Raw genomic sequence first — 18,782 nt, 5'->3', positions numbered from 1 at the left:
AGCCCCTGTTGTCCACCCCCTCACGTAAATCCCTGATTTTACTAAAAAATCAAATCGGTCGGTGTTCTAGGCCACTTCGACGAAACGCGTGCCGGTGAGGCCCTCCGCCTCCATGGCCTGCTTGAGGTCCTCGGAGATGATGAGGCCCAGGGAGAAGCCCCAGGTGCGGAAGATGCGCGCATCCCCTACCTTCAACGGGTCGATGCGCATGCCCGCGACGACCCGATACCTTCCTACCTTCTCAGGCTGGCCATCCTCCGGCTTCCAATACTGCACTTCCTCGCATCGGGCGTCGTCGATGCAGCGGATGGTGCGCAATGTATTGAGGATGAAAAAGGGCCCCATGTGGCCCTCGATTTGTGCGGGTAGGAATTGCACCTCTTGGATGCCCAGGCGCTCGAAGAGCTGGACCATACGACCATGGACCACGGGGGTGCCGAAGGCGTCCACGGTGAAGTCCAGCGTCAGCCCATCGGGCTTCACGGGGAACCGGATGGTTCCCTGGGGCTCGAGCCATTGGCTCTTGGTGAACCGCCAGGGATTGATTTTCTGGCCGTGCTCATCGAGGGGATGGCGTAGGTGCCAGCGTCCCTCGATGCGCATGTCATCCTCCAACTCGAAGTACCTGGGCATGCTTTTCTCTTCGTCCTCAGTCCGGAGACTTCGTCGCCAGCCGGTGAAGGAGTGAGCCCGGAGTGCATACCTCTTCAGCAACTTTTCGGAGCGCTTGCTGCAGCGTGCTCCTGCATTGAGAGGTGGTTCCACAGTCTTCAGTCGCCAGGCTGAGCCTCCTGAATACCTCTTTGTGGTACTCCTCTGGATGTGGACCTTTGTGTCCCTTGAGGTAGACGAGGTTCTCCGCTGCGTCCAGGCTCATCCCTGCCAATGCGAAGAGTTCCTCGAACCTGGGAGTCCAGGGCCCACCGGAGACTGTCGAGACTTCATTTTTGTTCGTGGCGAGGTGGTGCCAGTGATAGCCACCCTGTCCCTCGGAACCGTCGGTGCAGGCACCGACCACTGCGGCGGCCGCCGTGCCCGCCGCCACTCCCGTCACGACGATGGAGCCATCCGCCATCATCTGCACCGTCGTCGCGCCTTCCATCGACATGCCTCTGGGCAACGCGAACCGGGGAGCACGCAGCAACGCTCCGAGTCCGCCTGTAGGCACCTCGGGTAGACCCCTGGCCACTCCCATGCTGGCCACCACCATTAGCACTCGCAGCCCCGTGCCTCCCATCGCCTTGCCAAAGCGTTCTGACACCGCCTCCAGTTCCTGCACCGTCCTCGCCGCTTGTACCTCCCGGTACAATTGCAAGCAGGCCCAGGCCACCCGGGAGAGTTCCAGTACCCCCACTGCCAGTGCCAACCGGAGCGTCAGTGTCGCCGCGAAGGCTTTGGTGAACAGCGGTTCGGGCAGCAGCCATGCCGAGAAGTACACCGACACCGAGAGCACTACACTGGAGAGGAAGATGGGTGAGCTGAACAGTTCCCGCGCGGCCTCACGCACGCCCGCGCCCATGTAGCGAGGAGAGAGCTTCATGGCTAGGAAAAGGGGGCTTGTCTCCAGCGATTCGGGCAGGGGAAGCAGCGGCGGGCCGTACCGCGACACGAAATCCTCCCTCAACCGTAATTCCCACTCCGCTGGCCCCGGCTCCGTGGAAGTCCGCACAAGCCGGAACCGGCGTCCCTCCTTCCTCGGGAAGGATTCACGAAAGGCCGCGAGCACAGCCCGCCCATCCGCCACCCGCAGTTGCTCCAGTGCCGGGTTCAGTGCCACCGGCTCGAAATGGAGCTTCAGCGCGCCTTGGGATAATGCGCTTGTCCGCACCACCTTCGGCTGCACTGGAGTTCTCGAGGAAATCTCCTCCGGGGACGTGGCACACGAACTAGTCAGAACGAGCCATAGGGCCACGACTGCGCGCTGCCAGGAGCGGGTTCTCATGCGCCGACATCATGCATGGCCCAGGGGCCTCAAGCCATCACGTGCCGAAGAGCCGTCTCCCTCGTCACCTGGACCCGGGAAGATACGTGTTTGCCCCTGGAACAGGGGCTGCCCCGGCTCGTGGCCTGGTACCGGGGCCACCAGGGCTGAGCCCGGCGGCGGATGCGGCCCCCTCCGCCGCCGGAGCGGCCCTGCCTACCAGCGACCCTGGACGCGCTGCATGAAGTCGTACGGGTAGCCCAGCTCCAGGGCACTCGCCTCGTCCAGTCGCTTGACCTGGGCGTCCTCCAGCTTGAGCTCCGCCGCCTTCAGGTTGTCCTCGAGCTGCGCCACGTTACGCGCCCCGAAGATGACGGAGGTGACGGCGCGCTTGCGCAACAGCCACGCCAGCGACACCTGGGAGGCCGAGGCATTCAGCTCGGCGGCCACCGCGTCCACGGCCTCCAGGATGCGCCAGTGGCGCGGGGTGTCGAACTGGGTGAACCGGTCCTTCCACTTCGCCAGCCGCGAGGCCTCCGGCGGGGGCTGCCCCTTGCGGTACTTGCCGGACAGGAAGCCGCCCGCCAGCGGGGACCAGGGGAGGATGCCCAGGCTGAACTGCTCGCACACCGACACGTGCTCGCGCTCCAGCTCGCGCACCACCAGGCTGTACTGCGCCTGCAGCGCCACGAAGCGCGAGAGGTGCTGCGTCTTGCTCGTCCACAGGCTGTCCACCAGCCGGTAGGCCGCGTAGTTGCTCGCGCCGATGTAGAGCACCTTGCCCTGGCGCACCAGGTCCTCCAGCGCCCGCAGCGTCTCCTCCTCGGGCGTGTCGATGTCCTGCATGTGCAGCTGGTACAAGTCGATGCGGTCCGTCTTCAGCCGACGCAGGCTCTGCTCCACCGCGGAGCGCAGGTGGTAGCGCGAGGCGCCCGTGTCGTTGGGGCCCTTGCCCATGCGGAAGCGGAACTTGGTGGCCAGCACCACCTCGTCGCGCCGCTGGGAGCGCTCGAACCAGTTGCCCAGCACGCGCTCGGTGAGGCCGTCGTTGCCGTACACGTTCGCGGTGTCCCAGAAGTTGATCCCCGCGTCGAGCGCACGGTCCATGATGGCGAAGGACGTCTTCTCGTCGGCCCCCACGGTGTGCATCATCGATCCCTCGGACGCCTCGCCGAACGTCATCGTCCCCAGGCACAGGCTCGACACCTTCAGCCCGCTGTGTCCCAGCTTGCGGTATTCCATCGTGCTCCTCCGATCGCGGTGGTACGGAGCCCTTAGCAACTCACAGCGGCTTGTCCAGGGTGATGGGCAACTCGCGCACGTGCTTGCCCGTGGCGAGGCGGCGCTCGCGCCTGATCATAGAACGGCGCTGGCGCAAAGCACCGCCACCAGTCCAACCACTGAAATCACGGTCTCGAGGATCGACCAGGTGCGGAACGTGTCGGGGGTACTCGTCCCGAGATAGCTTTTGACCAGCCAGAAGCCGGGATCGTTGACGTGGGAGAAGAACACGCTCCCCGCGCCAATGGCGAGGACGACCCACTCCGGGGCGATTCCCGTCGCGGTGACGACCCCGGACATGACGCCGACGGTGGTGATCGTCGCCACGGTGGCCGAGCCCGTCGCGAGGCGGATCGCCACCGCGACCAACCAGCCCAACAGGAGCGGAGAGATGGCCTGGGCCGAGGCCAGCTTCGCCAGGAGGTTGGAGAGACCAGCCGAGACCAGGACCTGCTTCAGCGCTCCGCCCGCGCCGATGGACAGCAGGATGGCGCCCGCCGACTTCATCGTCTCCGTCCAGATCGTGTCCTGCACCTGGGGATTGCGCAGCTTGCGCCCGAAGAGCAGCGGCAGGGCGACGAGGTTGGTGAGCAGGAGCGCGGGCACCGGATGGCTCACCGCGCTCAGCCAGCCCAGCCGTGACGCGGTCCACGGCGGCAGCAGCCCGCGCAACTCCCCCGCCGCGATGAGCACCACCGGCATCAGGATGACGCAGAGCGAGGACGCCTTGGGCGGCGCGGCGACCGTGAGGTCATGCCGTTCGATGACAGGCGCCACGAGCCGGACGTCGCGAGAGGTGAAGAACGCCAGGAGCGGACCGGCGATGATCGCGGTCGGGATCGCGACCAGGATCCCGTAGAGCATCGTGCGGCCCATGTTCGCGCCGAGCGCGTTGACCGCGAGCAGGGGGCCTGGATGGGGCGGCACCAGCGCGTGAACGACGGACAGTCCGGTCAGGGCGGGCAGCATGAGCTGGAGTCTGGCCGCGTCCGGGTTCGAGCTGTGGGGCAGGGTGGCCGCGGCCGCCACCACGATCGGCAGCAGGAGCACGAGGCCGGTCTCGAAGAACAAGGGCAGGCCAACCACCATTGCCACGAACAGGCTCGCCCACGGTGCTCCCGCCGGCCCGGTGAGCTTCAGGCTGGCCTGCGCCAGCGAATCAGCCCCACGGCCGCCGCGATGCCGAGGACGGCCGCGAGGAGCAGCCGGAGGTCCGCGAGGCTCAACTTCGCACGCTCTCCGACAGGGCCGCGTTGAGCGCCAGGAGCAGCCGGCGCACGGCATACCCCTCGAAGTCTTCCACGGGGTCCACGGTCGCGGGAAACACCTCGAGCGCGCTCTCGATCATCGCCAGGGCTGGCCGGAGTCCCTCCGGACCTGGGCTCCTGGGCGCCTGGTCCAGGAGGAAGGCGGTGTTCACCAGGTTCGCCCAGCGATTGTTGTCTGCCATTGCCTGGCCGCCTCCTCGCTCACAGATGGAAGTCACCGGATGCTTCGGGCTGGTAGAGAATCTCCACGATGCGGAATCGGGTACGGCGTGCATTCGGCAACGGCCACTCGATGATGTCATTCTTCTTGAGACCCAGCACCGCCAACCCGGCCGGCGCCAGGACCGAGAGCTTCGACTGTTCGATATCCGCCTCTTCTGGATAGACCAGGGTCGCCTCGCGGCGACGGCCCGTGTCCAGGTCCTCGAAGAGGATGCGCGATCTCATGGTGACGACATCGGGCGGAATCTGGTCCTGTGGCTCCACCACCGCGCGCTCCAGCTCTCCGTCCAACTGTTCGGCCGCGGCCGCCAGGGAGCCGTCGAGGTGCCGATCCACCACCACCCGCAGGCGCTGCATGTCCTCGGCGGTGACTCGCACGGTGGGAGCGGAGGTCGTGACGCGCTGCTCGATCTCTGGACGTGAGTTCATGGTGAACCTCGGAGCCCCTGGCGCACCACGGCGCGCCAGAAGCCCTTGGGAAGAGGGGTGATGAGGGGGGAAGGCCGTCTTGCTAGGAAGCGGGGGAGCGGAGCGCCGTCGGCGGTGGGATCAACCCGTCACCATCGAGGCGCGCCCCCCAGGGCAAGGCGTTTTGCGGACACACCTTCCCTGAGCGCCGCGCCGGGGCATCGATGCTCTGAGCGAGAAGGTGGATCGGGACAAGACGCCTCCAAGTGCCATCCTGAAGGTATCTGCTCAAAGGCTCTTCCGCAACCCATGGGAGCCGGACGGGTCCAGCTCTCCCTGTCCCGGCACACCTGCTGCCGATCCCGGAAGCTGCTCGGAGGAGCGGCTACAGGCGGCTCAGCAGCTCCGCCTTCTTGGCCGCGAACTCTTCCTCGGTGAGGGCGCCCTTGTCGCGCAACTCCGCCAGGCGCTCGATCAGCGACAAGGGGTCCGTGGAGGGAGCGGTCGCCGGGATCGCGGGAGGGTTCGTGGGCCCCACGGGAGCGGGTGCGATCACGGGGAGCTCGGAGAGGCGGATGGGGCCGTACTGGCTGGTGAGCGTGAGCGACTGGCCGGCGCCTTGCTGCTGGGAGACGCCGCTGATCCGATGCTCCCCGGTGTCGTGGATCGTCACCTGCCCACTCCGTTGGATGACGAGGCGGCGGTGGTCGGGGAAGTACGCGTAGCGCAGAGTTCCTTGCGCGCCACTGGAGGTCGGCTCACCGAACTCCGCGGGCCACCAGGAGGCGCCGGACGTGGCCGGGGCGAGCAGGGGCTCCATGCGCATCCGCCGGGCGAGTTCCACGCAGAGCGCGTCGACGCGGGCCTTCAGGGCGTGGTCGAACATGTTGCCGACCATGAGCATGCCGCCTTGCGACCATTGGCCGAGCCCACCGAGCTCGGGATGGTTGAACTGGGCCTGGGTGCCGCCTCCGACGGCGAGGGCCTCGAGCAGGACCCGTACGGCCTCGCCGCTCACGCCATGCCGCTGGGCCAGCTCCGCGACGGCGCGGTGTCCTTCCGAGGTCAACTCCGGCATGACGGGCACTCCAGTGGGGGAGGGGCGGACCGGGGGCTATCCGGGCAGGGCGAAGGGCTCCCAACCCGAGGACCACGGGATGCGCGCGTAGGTGAAGTGGTGGGTGTCCTCCGTCGGCCAGGCCGCCTCCAGCGGCTCCTCCACCAGCTCGAAGACTCCATGGTCGAAGGGCTTGCCCTGACCCGGCGTGCTGCGCACCACGCGCTCGCGCAGTCCCCGCCCCGCGAGCTCCAGCGTGCGGTAGTGGCAGTAGGGATTGTTGCCATTGCGGTTGAAGAGCACATGCGCCATCTGGGTGCATCCGCCCCGGCACGCCTCGGCGTACTTGCAGCTCCCGCAGTAGCCCCACATGTGCGCGGTGCCTTCCTCCGTGCCCGCCTTGGCGTTGAAGGTCAGCTCGCGCGAGTCGAGGATGTCCGCCAGGGGCTGCTTGCGGACGTTGCCGCCGATGTACTCGGTGGGCAGGGTGGGGCAGCCCTTGATGCCACCGTCGGCGTGGATGCCCAGCACCGACAGCCCCGCCTTGCACCCGGCCCACACCTGTCCCACGTTGGCGAAGAGCAGGTCGTCATACGGGCCGAAGTAGCCGATGTTGTTGGAGGGCGCCAACGCCAGCTTTCCCTCCTCACGCGCCCGCACCGCGATGCGCGCCAGCATCCGGTAGAGGTCCGGCAGCTCCGCGGGTTGCAACAGCATCCACGCGTTGTCCCCGCCGTTGCCCATGGGGTTGGTGATCTGGATCTGCCAGGCGCTGCACCCCGCGTCCCGCAGCCGCTCGTACAGCTCGGGCATCTCGGGGGCGGACAGCCGGTTGATCTGCGTGTTCGCGCTGAAGAGCAGGCCCGCGTCGCGAAAGTGCCCCAGCGTCTCGAAGCAGTAGCGGAAGGAGCCACGCCGACCACGGATGCGGTCATGCGTGGCCTCCAGTCCGTCCACCGACACGGAGACGTGGGAGATGCCCGCCTCCTTCATGCGCCGGGCCGTCTCGCGCGACAGGCCATAGCCGCCCGTCGTCATGGTGCAACGCATGCCGTGGTCGGTGATGGCTCGGGCGATGTCGAGCCAGTCGGGGCGGAGAAACGCCTCGCCCCCCTCGATGGTGACTTCCTGGATCCCCACCTCGGAGAGCTGGCGGACCAGGTCCATCGCCTCCTCGCGCGACAGCTCGTCCTCGCGCTTGGAGCCCGCGCGCGAGCCGCAGTGGCCGCAGGCGAGGTTGCACTTCAGGGTCAGTTCCCACACGGCATAGGCCGTGCGGGGTTGCAGGACGGGCGGAGGCATGGGGGCGAGCGCGCGGTCAGGGGGAGGACTTCAGCGCAGGTCCGGCGGGGGCGGCAGGCCGTAGATGGAGGCGTTTCCACGCTCGACGCCTCCCGTCACGTTCTCCAGGTTCTTCTCCTCCAGCTCGAGCACCTTGCGCGTGCGCTCGCTCAGCCGATCCAGGATCTCGGTGCGAGGGAACTTCTTCTCGGGCTTCGTCGTCATGGGGACTCCCCTGCGGAATGGGTGAGCCCCCGAGGATAAGAATCCCTGATGGTTCAAGTCAATCGCCAGGAGGCAGAAGGACTAGAAGGTCACCGCGGCGCTCACCGACAGCGAGGTGTCCGTGGGGAATTTTCCCGGCGCGGGCATGCTGTCGTACTGCACGAGGAAGGTGGTGGCGATGGCGAGCGCCCGGGTGAGCCGCACGTTGAGCTGGGCCTGGTTGGTGACGAGCAGTCGCGAGCCCTCGATGAGGCTGGGCAGCACGCTCAACTCATCCACGAAGGCGACGTCCTTGGTGATGCCATGGCGGAAGGCCAGGCCGGCGCGCGGGCCGCCCAGCGACACGTCCGGGAGATCCGTACGCGTGGGGTAGTACTGGAAGCGCGTCTCGCGCGCGTAGCTCAGGGCCAGGTCCGTGCGCAGGAAGGACTCGCTGCCGTCCTGGCGCTTCACGTCCCACCAGATGACGCCGATACCCGCTTCGCCGCTGCCCCGGAACTCCACGCTCTTCACGTGGTCCGTCTCGCCCCGGCCGAGGATGTAGCCGCTGATCTGCGGGGTGAAGCGGTGATCCGCGCGCAACTGCAGGGCCGCGTTGAGCGCCACCACCTGGTTGGGCGCCTGCGCCTGTCCCTCCAGGGTGGGCGCGCGGCTCTCGCCATACGAGCCCGAGGCCTGGGCGGAGTAGATCCAATGCTCCGACTTGCGCTCCGCGGTGGCCAGGCCGTTGAGCGTCACGGTGGATGCGTTGCCGGTGATGAAGATGAGGCCCAGGCCCACCGTGGCGTTCCAGACATCCGGCTTGGGCGGCGGCGGCGGAACGGGCTTGCCGTCCGGGCCGGTCGTGGCGAGGTCGGGAGCCGCGCGGGAGATCTCCTGGGCGAGCAGCTTGATGGCCTCGGTGATGCGGGCGTTGGCGGCGGCGGCGCGCTCGGCGGCGGCGGCGGCGCGCTCGGCGGCATCCGCGGCGGCGGCGGCGCGCTGCTCGCTGGCGGCCTTGTCATCGACGGGTGCCGGAGTCTCGGCGGGAGGGGTCTGCAGCAGGAGGAAGGTGGACAGCAGGGCTGGGACGGAAATCACGGTGAGACATCCTGAAGAGGGCTGAACGGCGCGCAGTCTTCGCCCAGGATGGGTCCGGGTTGCAATGCCTGGGATGGAAGTGCGACGAAGGCAACCGGGCGGGACTCACCACGAGGGGCCGCGGGAGAGACGGGAGATGGACCAGAAACGAGGCATGACACACGCTCCCGGAGGAGGACGGGCCGTGTGGCGGGCGCTGGGGTATCTGCGTCGCTACCGGGGCGAGACGGTGGGGGCGTTCGTGTCGCTGCTGGTGGCCTCGGGCGCCAGCCTCGCCGCTCCCCAGATGGTGCGACTGGCCGTGGACGAGGGGCTCGCCCGAGGGGCGCTGTCCGTGGTGCGTGCGGCCGTGGGCGGGCTGGTGGCCATCGCGCTCGTGCGGGGCTTCTTCAACTTCCTCCAGGGCTACCTCGCGGAGCGGGCCTCCCAGGGCGTGGCGTTCGACTTACGCAACGCGCTCTTCGCGCGGCTGCAGCGCTTGAGCTTCAGCTACCACGATCAGGCGCAGACGGGGCAGTTGCTCACGCGGCTGACGAACGACGTGGACCAGGTGCGCGCCTTCGTGGGCGGCGGGGTGGTGCAGGTGGTGGCCTCGCTGCTCATGGTGGTGGGGTGCTCGGGGCTGCTGTTCCTCACGCACCCGCTGCTCGCGCTCGCGGCACTGGGGGCCATCGCCCCGGTGCTCTGGGTGCTCCGCCAGTTCATGGGCCGCATCTCTCCGATGTTCGGCATGGTGCAGGCCACGCTCGGACGGCTCAACTCGGTGTTGCAGGAGAGTCTGCGCGGCATCCGGGTGGTGCGAGCGTTCTCGGGCGAGGGGCGTGAGGCGGCGCGCTACGGGCGCTTCAACGACGAGTTCCTGGAGCACAACCTCCAGCTCATCCGCATCATCTCCTCGCACTTTCCCCGCGTGGGCCTGTTCGCCAACCTCGGCACCTGGGTGGTGGTGGGGCTGGGCGGGTGGCTCATCTTCCACGAGCGGTTGAGCGTGGGCGAGCTGCTCGCGTTCAACAGCTACCTGGGCTTCCTGTTCATGCCGCTCGTGTCGCTCGGCTTCCTCGCCGCGCAGATGTCGCGCGCGGGGGTGTCGGCGGTGCGCATCTTCGAGCTGCTCGATACGGCGGTGGAGGTGGTGGACAGGCCCGGGGCCCGGCAGCTGCCCGCCTTGAGTGGCCGGGTGGAGCTGCGCGACGTGCGCTTCCGCTACGCGGGGGGCGAGCGGGAGATCCTCCGCGGGGTGAGCTTCGAGGTGGAACCGGGACAGCTCGTGGCGATTCTCGGCACCACGGGCTCGGGCAAGAGCACCCTCATCAACCTCATTCCCCGTTTCTACGACGTGACGGGAGGCACGGTGCTGCTCGACGGCCATGACGTGCGCGAGGTGACGCTCGCGAGCCTGCGCTCGCAGGTGGGCATCGTGCTCCAGGACGCGATGCTCTTCTCGGGCACCCTGCGCGAGAACATCGCCTATGGCCGTCCCGAGGCCACCCTGGAAGAGGTGCAGGCGGCGGCGCGGGCGGCCCAGGCGGAGGAGTTCATCGCCGCGCTGCCCCAGGGCTACGACACGGTGGTGGGTGAGCGCGGCGTGGGGCTGTCGGGCGGACAGCGCCAGCGCGTGGCGATCGCCCGCGCGCTGCTCACCCAGCCGCGCCTGCTCATCCTCGATGACAGCACCTCGGCGGTGGATGCGCGGACCGAGGCGGAGATCCGCCGGGCGCTCGATGCGCTCATGCGCTCCACGCGGAGCACGGCCATCGTCATCGCCCAGCGGCTGAGCACCGTGCGCGACGCCCACCTCGTCATCGTGCTCGACGAGGGGCGCGTGGCCGCCCGGGGACGCCACGAGGAGCTGCTCGCCACGAGCGCCCTGTACAATGAAATCCTCGGCTCCCAGCTCCAGCCGGACTCCGTGGAGGCCGCATGAGACGGCCCGCGGACCTTCGGGGAATGGCGGAGCTGGAGGATGAGCGCGCCCGGAATCGGGGTGCCGTGGCGCGGCGGTTGTTGGGGGAGACCCGGCCCCATCGCCGCTCGCTGCTCATCGCCCTGGGCTTCGTCGTGGTGGGTGCCCTGGCGCAGGCGGCAGGGCCGTACCTGGTGGGCCACGCCATCGATCACGACATCGTGGGCCGGAATGAGCGGGGACTGCTGCGTGACCTGGCGCTCCTGCTGGTCGTCTACGGGGTGTCCATGGTGGCCCAGCGGGAGCAGACGCTGCGCATCGGCGAGACGGGACAGCGCGTGCTCGCCGGGATGCGCGCGCGCCTCTTCGAGCGGCTCCAGACGCTTCCGCTGTCCTATCTGGACCGGCGGCCCCTGGGCGACTTGATGAGCCGGCTGCTGGGGGACGTGGATCTGCTCAGCCAGTTCTTCTCGCAGGGGCTCGCGCAGTTGCTGGGCTCGGTGCTCGGGCTGGTGGGCGTGCTGGTGGCGATGGTGTCGCTGGACGTGCCGCTGGCGCTGGCCTGCTTCTCCATCATTCCGGTGATGGTGCTGACCACCTGGGGCTTCGCCGCCCGGGCCCGGCGCGCCTACCGCAAGACGCGCGAGACGGTGGGGGACGTGACGGCGGGGCTCCAGGAGGAGCTGGGCGGCGTGCGGCAGGCCCAGGCGTTCAACCGCACCGAGGTGAACATCGAGCGCTTCCGGGCGCGCAACGCCGCCAACCGCGACGCGAACGTGTCCGCCACCGGCATCACCTCCGCGTTCTCGCCGGTGATCGACGTGCTCTCCACGCTCTCCATCGCGCTGGTGATTGGCTATGGCGGCTATCGGGTGCTCGAGGGGCACGTGAGCGTGGGCCTGGTGGCGGCCTTCCTGCTCTACACGCAGCAGTTCTTCCGGCCGCTGCAACTGGCGTCCTCGGTCTACACGCTGATGCAGTCGGCGCTCGCGGGCGCCGAGCGCGTCTACGCCATCCTCGACGAGCCCCGGGAGCCGGAGGACGCGCCGGACGCGGTGGAGCTGGAGCGGGCGGCGGGGCGGCTGTCCTTCGAGCGGGTGTCGTTCGGGTACGACGCGGCGCGGCCGGTGCTGCACGAGGTGAGCTTCGAGGTGGCGCCGGGGCAGACGGTGGCGCTGGTGGGCCCGACGGGGGCGGGGAAGACGACGGTGACGAGCCTGTTGCCGCGCTTCTACGACGTCACCGGGGGCGTGGTGCGGCTGGACGGGCGGGACGTGCGCCATATCAAGCGGGCGAGCCTGCGCGCGCAGATGGCCACGGTGCTCCAGGAGCCGGTGCTCTTCTCGGGCACGGTCGCGGAGAACATCGCCTACGGCCAGCCGGACGCGAGCCGCGAGCGGATCGAGGCCGCCGCGAGGGCGGTGCACGCGCATGACTTCATCACCGCGCTGCCCCAGGGCTACGACACGCAACTGGCGCCGGGCTCCACGACGTTGAGCCAGGGGCAGCGGCAACTGGTGTCGTTCGCGCGGGCGGTGCTCGCCGATCCGCGGGTGCTCATCCTCGACGAGGCCACGGCGAACATCGACACGCGCACGGAGGCCCTCATCCAGCGCGCGTTGACCACGCTGCTCGCGGGACGCACGAGCATCGTCGTCGCGCACCGCCTGAGCACCATCCGCCACGCGGACCTCATCCTGGTGCTCGAGGGCGGACGGCTCGTCGAGCGGGGGACCCACGCGGAGCTGATGGCCCGGGGCGGCCTCTACGCCACGCTGTACGGCCAGCAATCCCCCGAGCCCCGTGCATCAAGCACACGGTGAACCTCGACAACCTCACCGTGAATCGAGGCGGAAGGCTCTTCTCATCGGCGGCGAAGAGGAGAGAGGTGGAGGAGGACGACCCTCCACCTCCCGAGCATCGGGTGAAGCTCTGGGATTAGAGCTTCACGAGCTCCACGTCATCCATGTGGATGAAGTTGGCGCCGTCCGCCGTGGTGGCCTGGGTGTGGAAGCCAAACTCCAGGTAGCCGCCGGTGACGTTGATGGTGGGCGTCTCGATCTGCGTCCAGCCGCCGTACGTGCCGAGCGTGGTGTAGACCGGCGCGGCCGAGCCGCTCGTCTTGCCCTGGAGCCGGGCGATGGCGAAGTTGCCACCCTTGCGCACCCAGGCGCGCACCTTGTAGTTGCCGTTGGCCAGTCCCGTCTTCACCTGGTACGTCCAGGTCTCGAAGGGCGAGTTGCTCCAGTGCGTCAGGTGGTAGGAGCCCGAGTGCGCACCGTTGTAGGTCTCGCTGATGGCCGCGCCGGCGGTGCCGTTCGGCGTCCAGGTCGTCCAGTCGGCCAGGCCGGACTCGAAGCTCGCGTTGGAGACCCCGGTGTTCGTGGGGGGCGGGGTGCTGCCCTGCTGGTACCAACGCACCCACTCGACCTCCATGGTCTTCGGCTGGCCCTGCGTCAGCGCGATGCTGCTGGCCGCCGGATAGCCATACCAGTTACCGCCCATGGCCAGGTTGAGGATGATGTAGTGGTTCTGCTGGAACTCGGTCTCGTTGTGATAGAACGTCGTGCCCGCGTACCTGCCATCCAGCCGGAACACCATGGTGCTGGCGGTCCACTCCAGCTCGTAGGTGTGGAAGGAGTCGGCCAGGTTGTAGCCGCCGCTCTGGCCCGTGCCCCAGTCCGCCTGGCCGCCGTTGTACCAGTGATTGGCGGACTTCATCCACGTGGGCTCGTTGGAGTGCCACTCGAGGATGTCGATCTCCCCGCTGGAGGGCCAGCCCACGCTCTGCACGTTGGAGCCCAGCGTCCAGAACGCCGGCCACATGCCGTAGCCCGAGGGCACCTTGATGCTCGCCACGAGCTTGCCGTAGCGCCGCTCCACCTTGCCCTTGGAGTGCAACCGGCCCGAGAACAGCGTGCGCTGCTGGGCGCCACACCGGGTGTCACTCACCGTCGTCGCCGCCGTGCGCTCGGCCTTGAGGATGAGCTTGCCGCCGCTCACCGACACGTTCTGCGTCCGGGGATACTCGATCTCCCCCGTGCCGAAGTTGCAGTTGTTGGTGACGGGATCGAAATCGCTGTTGAGCGTGGTCCAGTTGCCGGTGTTCAGGCTGGTGCCTTCGAACTCATCCGACCACGCGAGGCTCCATCCGGAGCCCGGGTCGTACTCGAGCTCGGACTGGGTTTGCGCGACCGCTTCGGCCCGCGCGGTGGGCTCGGTCTCGGGGGCGTCCAGCCCACATCCGGAGAGCGCCACGAGGCAATAGGCTGCCATGAACTTCGAGGAGAAGACCTTGGGGGACATAGTCGTACCTGGGGCAGGGTGATTCAAGACAGAGACGTGTCGATTCCGAAAAAGCCGTGAAACATCCGATTATCCGGAGTACTAGAAAAACTGTTGCTTGACCAGAGTTCTTCTTGGGCCCCAGGAATTGAGAAACGCGCGCTCCCAGTTGGTCCGCTCGCGTCAACGTTCCTGATTCAACCAGCTCACTGCCTGCGGCGGCAGGTATCTTCATTCCCTCACACGATGAGAACGTTCCGAACGCTGGGTTTCACCCTTGCTACCGCCGCCTCTCACGCCATGTCCCAGCCGACTCGTCTCCGCGGTCAGCCAGGACTTGATCTTCCGCGCACGCGGGCGTGAACTCCCGGTGCATTTCTCTCGGATGCAGGGAGTTCCGGCATGGGTGGTTTGAAGGACAAGGTCGTGATCGTGACGGGAGCCAGTTCGGGCATCGGCCGGGCCACGGCCCTGGCGCTCGCGGACGAAGGGGCCAAGGTCATCGCGAGCGCGAGACGCGAGGCCCAGGGCCAGGAGCTCATCGCGCGCATCCGGGAGCGGGGCGGCGAGGCCACCTGGGTCAGCGCCGATCTCCTCGTCGAGCGCGACATCGAGGCGCTCGTCGAGACGGCGCTCTCCACCTACGGCCGGCTGGATGGCGCCTTCAACAACGCGGGCGGCGGTCTGTCCAAACCCTTCCTCGACACCACCACCGAGGACTACGAAGCCATCCTCAATACCAACCTGCGTGGGGCCTTCTGGTGCATGAAGTACGAGCTGCGCGCCATGCTCGCGGGGGGAGGGGGCTCCATCGTCAATTGTGCGTCCGTGAGCGCCTCGCGCTCCATGCCAGGACTGTCCGCCTACAGCGCCTCCAAGGCGGCCCTGGTCGCGCTCACCCAATGCGTCGCGGTCGAGCACGCACAGAAGGGCGTCCGTGTCAACGCGGTCAGCCCCGGGATCATCGAGTCCGAAATGGCCACCGCCGGCTGGCGCCTCAATGAGCGGATGGGGCGCGCCTTCGCCGCCTCGCTCCACCCGATGAACCGCGTGGGCACCCCCGAGGAGGTGGCCGGCCTCGTCGCCTTCCTCCTCGGCCCCCAGTCCTCCTTCATCACCGGCCAGGACTTCGCCGTCGATGGTGGGTTCACCGCCGCGAGCGTCTCCGCCACCCTGATGAACCGTCCCCGGTGAGCACACCTCCCACCGCCGTGATTCTCAAATCAATCCCGTGAGGGCGCGTTTTTCGAGAAATTGACAGATGGACTGTTGTCATCGGATTCCGTTCAGTGTAGAACCCTTCACTGTAGGGCAAGTCGGGTTGCGGCAAGAATCGGTGGAGCGGGAGGCCTCCCGGCGGCTTTCCATTCACCTGCTGGGAGCCCTGCCCGCCCAGGCTTCGCCTGGCGAACTGAACGCTGACGAACCTTCATCGCGGGAGAAGTGTGTCGATGGCCGCAGACCCGGTCCATGGAGCGCAGTTCCATAGTCTCATCGAGCTCATTCGGCACCACGGCGAGCGCCGGCCCGACAAGACGAGTTTCGTTTTCCTGGAGGACGGCGAGAAGGAGTCGAGCGTCCTGACGTTTGGCCAGCTCGAGCAGCGCGTGCGCGCCGTGGCCGCGCAGCTCCAGGAGCTGGGAGCGACGGATCAGCGGGCGCTGCTCCTCTATCCGCCCGGGCTGGACTTCATCATCGCGTTCCTGGGCTGTGTCTACGCGCGGGTGACCGCGGTCCCGGCGTATCCGCCCCGCAACAATCAAAACCTCACGCGGCTGCGGACCGTCATCGAGGACGCGGGCGCGAAGTGGGTGCTCACGACGTCCTCGCTCGCGTCCAACCTGGGCACCCAGTTCGAGCGCGTCCCCGAGCTGAGCACGCTGCGGTGGCTCGCGACGGATGGCATCGCCGTGGAGCGGCGGGACGCCTGGAAGGAGCCGGTGGTGGGCCCCGATACGCTCGCCTTCCTCCAGTACACCTCGGGCTCGACGGGCGCGCCCAAGGGCGTGATGGTGTCCCACGGGAACGTGCTGCACAACGAGCGGATGATCCAGCTCACCTTCGGTCACACCGAGCGGACCGTGTTCGCCGGCTGGCTGCCGCTGTTCCATGACATGGGGCTCATCGGCAATGTGTTGCAGCCGCTCTACCTGGGCATCCAGTCGGTGCTGATGCCTCCGGCGGCGTTCATCCAGAAGCCCTCGCGCTGGCTGCACATGATTTCGCGCTACCGGGCGACGACGAGCGGCGGGCCGAACTTCGCCTACGAGCTGTGCGCCCGCAAGGTGTCCGCCGAGCAGCGGGTGGGACTCGACTTGAGCAGCTGGGAGGTGGCGTTCAACGGCGCCGAGCCCGTACGCCCTGGCACGCTCCAGCGCTTCGCGGATGCTTTCAAGGATCACGGTCTGCGCGTCACCTCCCTCCATCCCTGCTATGGCATGGCGGAGACGACGCTGCTGGTCTCCGGAAAGGTGCCCGCGCAGCACTCCAGCCTCTTTTCCATCCAGGCGGATGCCCTGGAGGAGGGAAGGGTGGTGCCGGTGGAAGGGGCCGTGGCGGCCAGCGCGACTGGGGCACGGGAGCTCGTGTCTTCCGGCCGCAGCCTGCTCGAGAAGGTCCGCGTCGTGGATCCGGCCTCGCTCAAGGAGTGCCCGGAGGATCGGGTGGGTGAGGTCTGGGTGTCGAGCGCCAGTGTCGCCCAGGGCTACTGGAACAAGCCGGAGCTGACGCGGGAGGCCTTCCAGGCCCGCATCGCGGACACGGGCGAGGGACCCTTCCTGCGCACGGGTGATCTGGCGTTCCGCCGGGGCGAGGAGTTCGTCATCACCGGCCGCCTCAAGGACGTCATCATCATCCGCGGCCGCAATCACTACCCCCAGGACATCGAGCAGACCGTGGAGGAGAGCCACCCGGCCCTCAAGGCCAACGGCGGCGCCGCGTTCTCCGTCGAGGTGGAGGACGAGGAGCGCCTCGTCATCGTCCAGGAGGTCGAGCGCAGCTATCTGCGGGACCTCGATGTGGGCGAGGTGGTGGGCAGCATCCGCCAGGCCGTCTCCGAGCATCACGAGCTCCAGGTCCACGCCGTGGTGCTCATCAAGACGAGCAGCATCCCCAAGACGTCCAGCGGGAAGATCCAACGCCATGCCTGCCGCAACGGCTTCCTCCACAAGACCCTGAACGCCGTGGGCGAGTGGGTGGAGAACCTCCAGACGGAGGCGAAGCAGGCGCCTTCCGCGGAGGCGCCCGCGAATGGCCACTCCGAGGAGGCCATCCAGAACTGGCTGCTCGGCCGCATGGCCCAGTACCTGGGCGTCGCCGCCGAGGAGATCGACGTCCAGGCGCCCTTCGCCCGCTACGGGCTGGATTCCGCCGTGGCCGTGAGTCTGACGGGTGAGCTGGCGGGATGGTTGGGCCGGGAGTTCGAGCCCACCCTCTTCTGGGAGCACCCGAGCGCGGAGGTCCTCGCCCGCCACCTGGCCGATGAACTGAAGGCCTGAGCGAAGGTTCTACGGCCGCGAGGCCCGACAAGTCAGGAGGTGCATTCGTGGAGTCAGTGGCGCGTCCCAGCGTTGACGTCAAGGAACTGAGTACACCCAGACGCTCTTCCATCAAGTTCAACATGTTCGACCCCGCCTTCCACGCGGACCCGTATCCGGTCTACGCGCGGCTGCGGGAGGAAGAACCCGTCCACCGCACCATCATGGGAGCGTGGATCATCACCCGCTACGCGGATGTGAAGGTTCTGCTGCGGGACAACAACTTCGGCGTCTTCGACATCCCGACCCGCATCGAGCGCAAGAGCCCGTTCCTCGAGCGCAAGAAGATTGGCGAGCTGCGTACGCTCGCCTCGGCCATGCGCCGCTGGCTCATGCTGTGCGATCCGCCGGATCACACCCGGCTGCGCAGCCTGGTCAACCGCTCGTTCACCCCCACCGCCGTCGAGTCCCTACGCCCGCGCATCCAGGAGACGGTGGATCAGCTGATCGCCCGCGTCCGGAGCTCCGGCCGGATGGACATCGTCAATGACCTGGCCTGTCCCCTGGCGGTGACGATGATCGCCAGCATGCTCGGCGTGCCGGAGGAGGCCCACTCCTCGGTGACCCGCTGGGCCGACGGCCTGTCCCGTGTGCTCGATCCGCTGCGCTCGCTCGAGCAGTACGCGGAGATGAACAACGTGGCGCAGGAGTTCCTCGCCTACTTCCGCGAGCTCTTCGCCGAGCGCCGCAGGAACCCGAAGAACGATCTCATCAGCAGCCTCATCGCCGTCACCGACCAGGGCGACCGGCTGACCGAGGACGAGATGCTCTCGGTCTGCATGCTGATGTTCATCGCGGGCGAGAAGACGACGGTGAACCTGCTCGGCAACGGCATGCGCGCGCTGCTGCTCCACCGGAGCGAGTTCGAGCGGCTGCGCCAGGATCCCACGCTCATCCGCGGCGCCATCGACGAGATCCTCCGCTACGACAGCCCGGTGCAGCTCAACACGCGTGTGCCCAAGAAGGACGTCGTCCTGCACGGGCAGACCATCCCGGCGGGGGATCTGGTCTACTTCTCCCTGGGTGCGGCCAACCGGGACCCCGCCCAGTTCGAGCAGCCGGACACGTTCGACATCACCCGCCGCGAGAACCGTCACCTCGCCTTCTCGGGCGGCATCCACTACTGCCTCGGTGCGGCCCTGGCGCTCATCGAGGGACAGATCGCGATCGGCACGCTCGTCCGGGAGTTCCCGGACATGGCGCTCGTCCCCGGCGAGACCGAGTGGATGAAGGAAATCATCTTCCGCGGTCCGCAGACGCTGCCCGTCACCTTCACCCCGTGAGGGGTTCTCCCGGGGGGAGGGTTGGTTTTCCC

The 18,782-nt window shown here is 67.9% G+C and carries 16 protein-coding genes; 5 read left to right on the top strand and 11 right to left on the bottom strand.

Annotated elements, in window-relative coordinates; translation table 11 throughout:
• Nucleotides 1-66 precede the first annotated feature (66 nt).
• From CYFUS_RS27715 to CYFUS_RS27675, 10 genes are all read right to left on the bottom strand, one after another.
• On the bottom strand, nucleotides 67-633 hold the full coding sequence (locus tag CYFUS_RS27715; RefSeq protein ID WP_095987970.1) for an imm11 family protein: 567 nt from the start codon (nucleotides 631-633) through the stop codon (nucleotides 67-69).
• A gap of 16 nt (nucleotides 634-649) precedes the next feature.
• The gene (locus tag CYFUS_RS27710) at nucleotides 650-1,942 is read right to left on the bottom strand and encodes an AHH domain-containing protein (RefSeq protein WP_095987969.1); all 1,293 of its coding nucleotides are present in this window, start codon (nucleotides 1,940-1,942) and stop codon (nucleotides 650-652) included.
• Nucleotides 1,943-2,137: 195 nt separating this feature from the next.
• A complete protein-coding gene (locus CYFUS_RS27705) occupies nucleotides 2,138-3,163 on the bottom strand; it encodes an aldo/keto reductase (protein ID WP_095987968.1) in 1,026 nt (341 codons plus the stop codon).
• A 114-nt stretch (nucleotides 3,164-3,277) separates the two neighbouring features.
• Nucleotides 3,278-4,486 (bottom strand): GntP family permease, encoded by a 1,209-nt coding sequence (locus CYFUS_RS27700; protein ID WP_198316109.1) that lies wholly within the window; start codon nucleotides 4,484-4,486, stop codon nucleotides 3,278-3,280.
• The gene (locus CYFUS_RS27695; RefSeq protein WP_095987967.1) at nucleotides 4,425-4,652 is read right to left on the bottom strand and encodes a hypothetical protein; all 228 of its coding nucleotides are present in this window, start codon (nucleotides 4,650-4,652) and stop codon (nucleotides 4,425-4,427) included. The genes CYFUS_RS27700 and CYFUS_RS27695 overlap by 62 nt, the downstream gene beginning before the upstream one ends.
• A gap of 19 nt (nucleotides 4,653-4,671) precedes the next feature.
• Nucleotides 4,672-5,121, bottom strand: a complete 450-nt coding sequence (rnk, locus tag CYFUS_RS27690; RefSeq protein ID WP_095987966.1) for a nucleoside diphosphate kinase regulator — start codon at nucleotides 5,119-5,121, stop codon at nucleotides 4,672-4,674.
• 364 nt (nucleotides 5,122-5,485) lie between these two features.
• Nucleotides 5,486-6,178, bottom strand: a complete 693-nt coding sequence (locus tag CYFUS_RS27685; protein ID WP_095987965.1) for an SHOCT domain-containing protein — start codon at nucleotides 6,176-6,178, stop codon at nucleotides 5,486-5,488.
• Between the two features lie 36 nt (nucleotides 6,179-6,214).
• A complete protein-coding gene (locus CYFUS_RS27680) occupies nucleotides 6,215-7,459 on the bottom strand; it encodes a radical SAM/SPASM domain-containing protein (protein ID WP_095987964.1) in 1,245 nt (414 codons plus the stop codon).
• Between the two features lie 30 nt (nucleotides 7,460-7,489).
• Nucleotides 7,490-7,663 (bottom strand): hypothetical protein, encoded by a 174-nt coding sequence (locus CYFUS_RS51855; protein WP_198316102.1) that lies wholly within the window; start codon nucleotides 7,661-7,663, stop codon nucleotides 7,490-7,492.
• Between the two features lie 81 nt (nucleotides 7,664-7,744).
• The gene (locus CYFUS_RS27675) at nucleotides 7,745-8,743 is read right to left on the bottom strand and encodes a DUF481 domain-containing protein (RefSeq protein ID WP_232536839.1); all 999 of its coding nucleotides are present in this window, start codon (nucleotides 8,741-8,743) and stop codon (nucleotides 7,745-7,747) included.
• A 136-nt stretch (nucleotides 8,744-8,879) separates the two neighbouring features.
• Between CYFUS_RS27675 and CYFUS_RS27670 the strand changes: the two genes are divergently transcribed.
• Nucleotides 8,880-10,667: an ABC transporter ATP-binding protein gene (locus tag CYFUS_RS27670; RefSeq protein ID WP_095987963.1), complete on the top strand. Its 1,788-nt coding sequence runs from the start codon at nucleotides 8,880-8,882 to the stop codon at nucleotides 10,665-10,667.
• Nucleotides 10,664-12,469 carry an ABC transporter ATP-binding protein gene (locus tag CYFUS_RS27665; protein WP_232536838.1) on the top strand — a complete coding sequence of 602 codons (1,806 nt, stop codon included), beginning with the start codon at nucleotides 10,664-10,666 and terminating at the stop codon, nucleotides 12,467-12,469. Before CYFUS_RS27670 ends, CYFUS_RS27665 begins: the two co-directional genes overlap by 4 nt.
• A 115-nt stretch (nucleotides 12,470-12,584) precedes the next feature.
• Here the strand turns inward: CYFUS_RS27665 and CYFUS_RS27660 are convergent, their stop codons facing one another.
• Entirely contained in the window at nucleotides 12,585-13,952 is a 1,368-nt protein-coding gene (locus CYFUS_RS27660) for a glycoside hydrolase family 16 protein (RefSeq protein WP_095987961.1), read from the bottom strand.
• A gap of 381 nt (nucleotides 13,953-14,333) precedes the next feature.
• Here CYFUS_RS27660 and CYFUS_RS27655 point away from each other — a divergent pair, with 381 nt between their 5' ends.
• From CYFUS_RS27655 to CYFUS_RS27645, 3 genes are all read left to right on the top strand, one after another.
• Nucleotides 14,334-15,125: an SDR family NAD(P)-dependent oxidoreductase gene (locus CYFUS_RS27655; RefSeq protein ID WP_095987960.1), complete on the top strand. Its 792-nt coding sequence runs from the start codon at nucleotides 14,334-14,336 to the stop codon at nucleotides 15,123-15,125.
• A gap of 257 nt (nucleotides 15,126-15,382) precedes the next feature.
• Nucleotides 15,383-17,428: an AMP-binding protein gene (locus tag CYFUS_RS27650; protein ID WP_095987959.1), complete on the top strand. Its 2,046-nt coding sequence runs from the start codon at nucleotides 15,383-15,385 to the stop codon at nucleotides 17,426-17,428.
• A 122-nt stretch (nucleotides 17,429-17,550) separates the two neighbouring features.
• Nucleotides 17,551-18,750 carry a cytochrome P450 gene (locus CYFUS_RS27645; RefSeq protein ID WP_232536837.1) on the top strand — a complete coding sequence of 400 codons (1,200 nt, stop codon included), beginning with the start codon at nucleotides 17,551-17,553 and terminating at the stop codon, nucleotides 18,748-18,750.
• The last annotated feature ends 32 nt before the right edge of the window (nucleotides 18,751-18,782 follow it).

The organism is Cystobacter fuscus (assembly GCF_002305875.1).
Taxonomy (GTDB): domain Bacteria; phylum Myxococcota; class Myxococcia; order Myxococcales; family Myxococcaceae; genus Cystobacter; species Cystobacter fuscus_A.
Note: the sequence above shows the minus strand (reverse complement) of the source record. Positions and strands in the feature narration are given on the sequence as shown.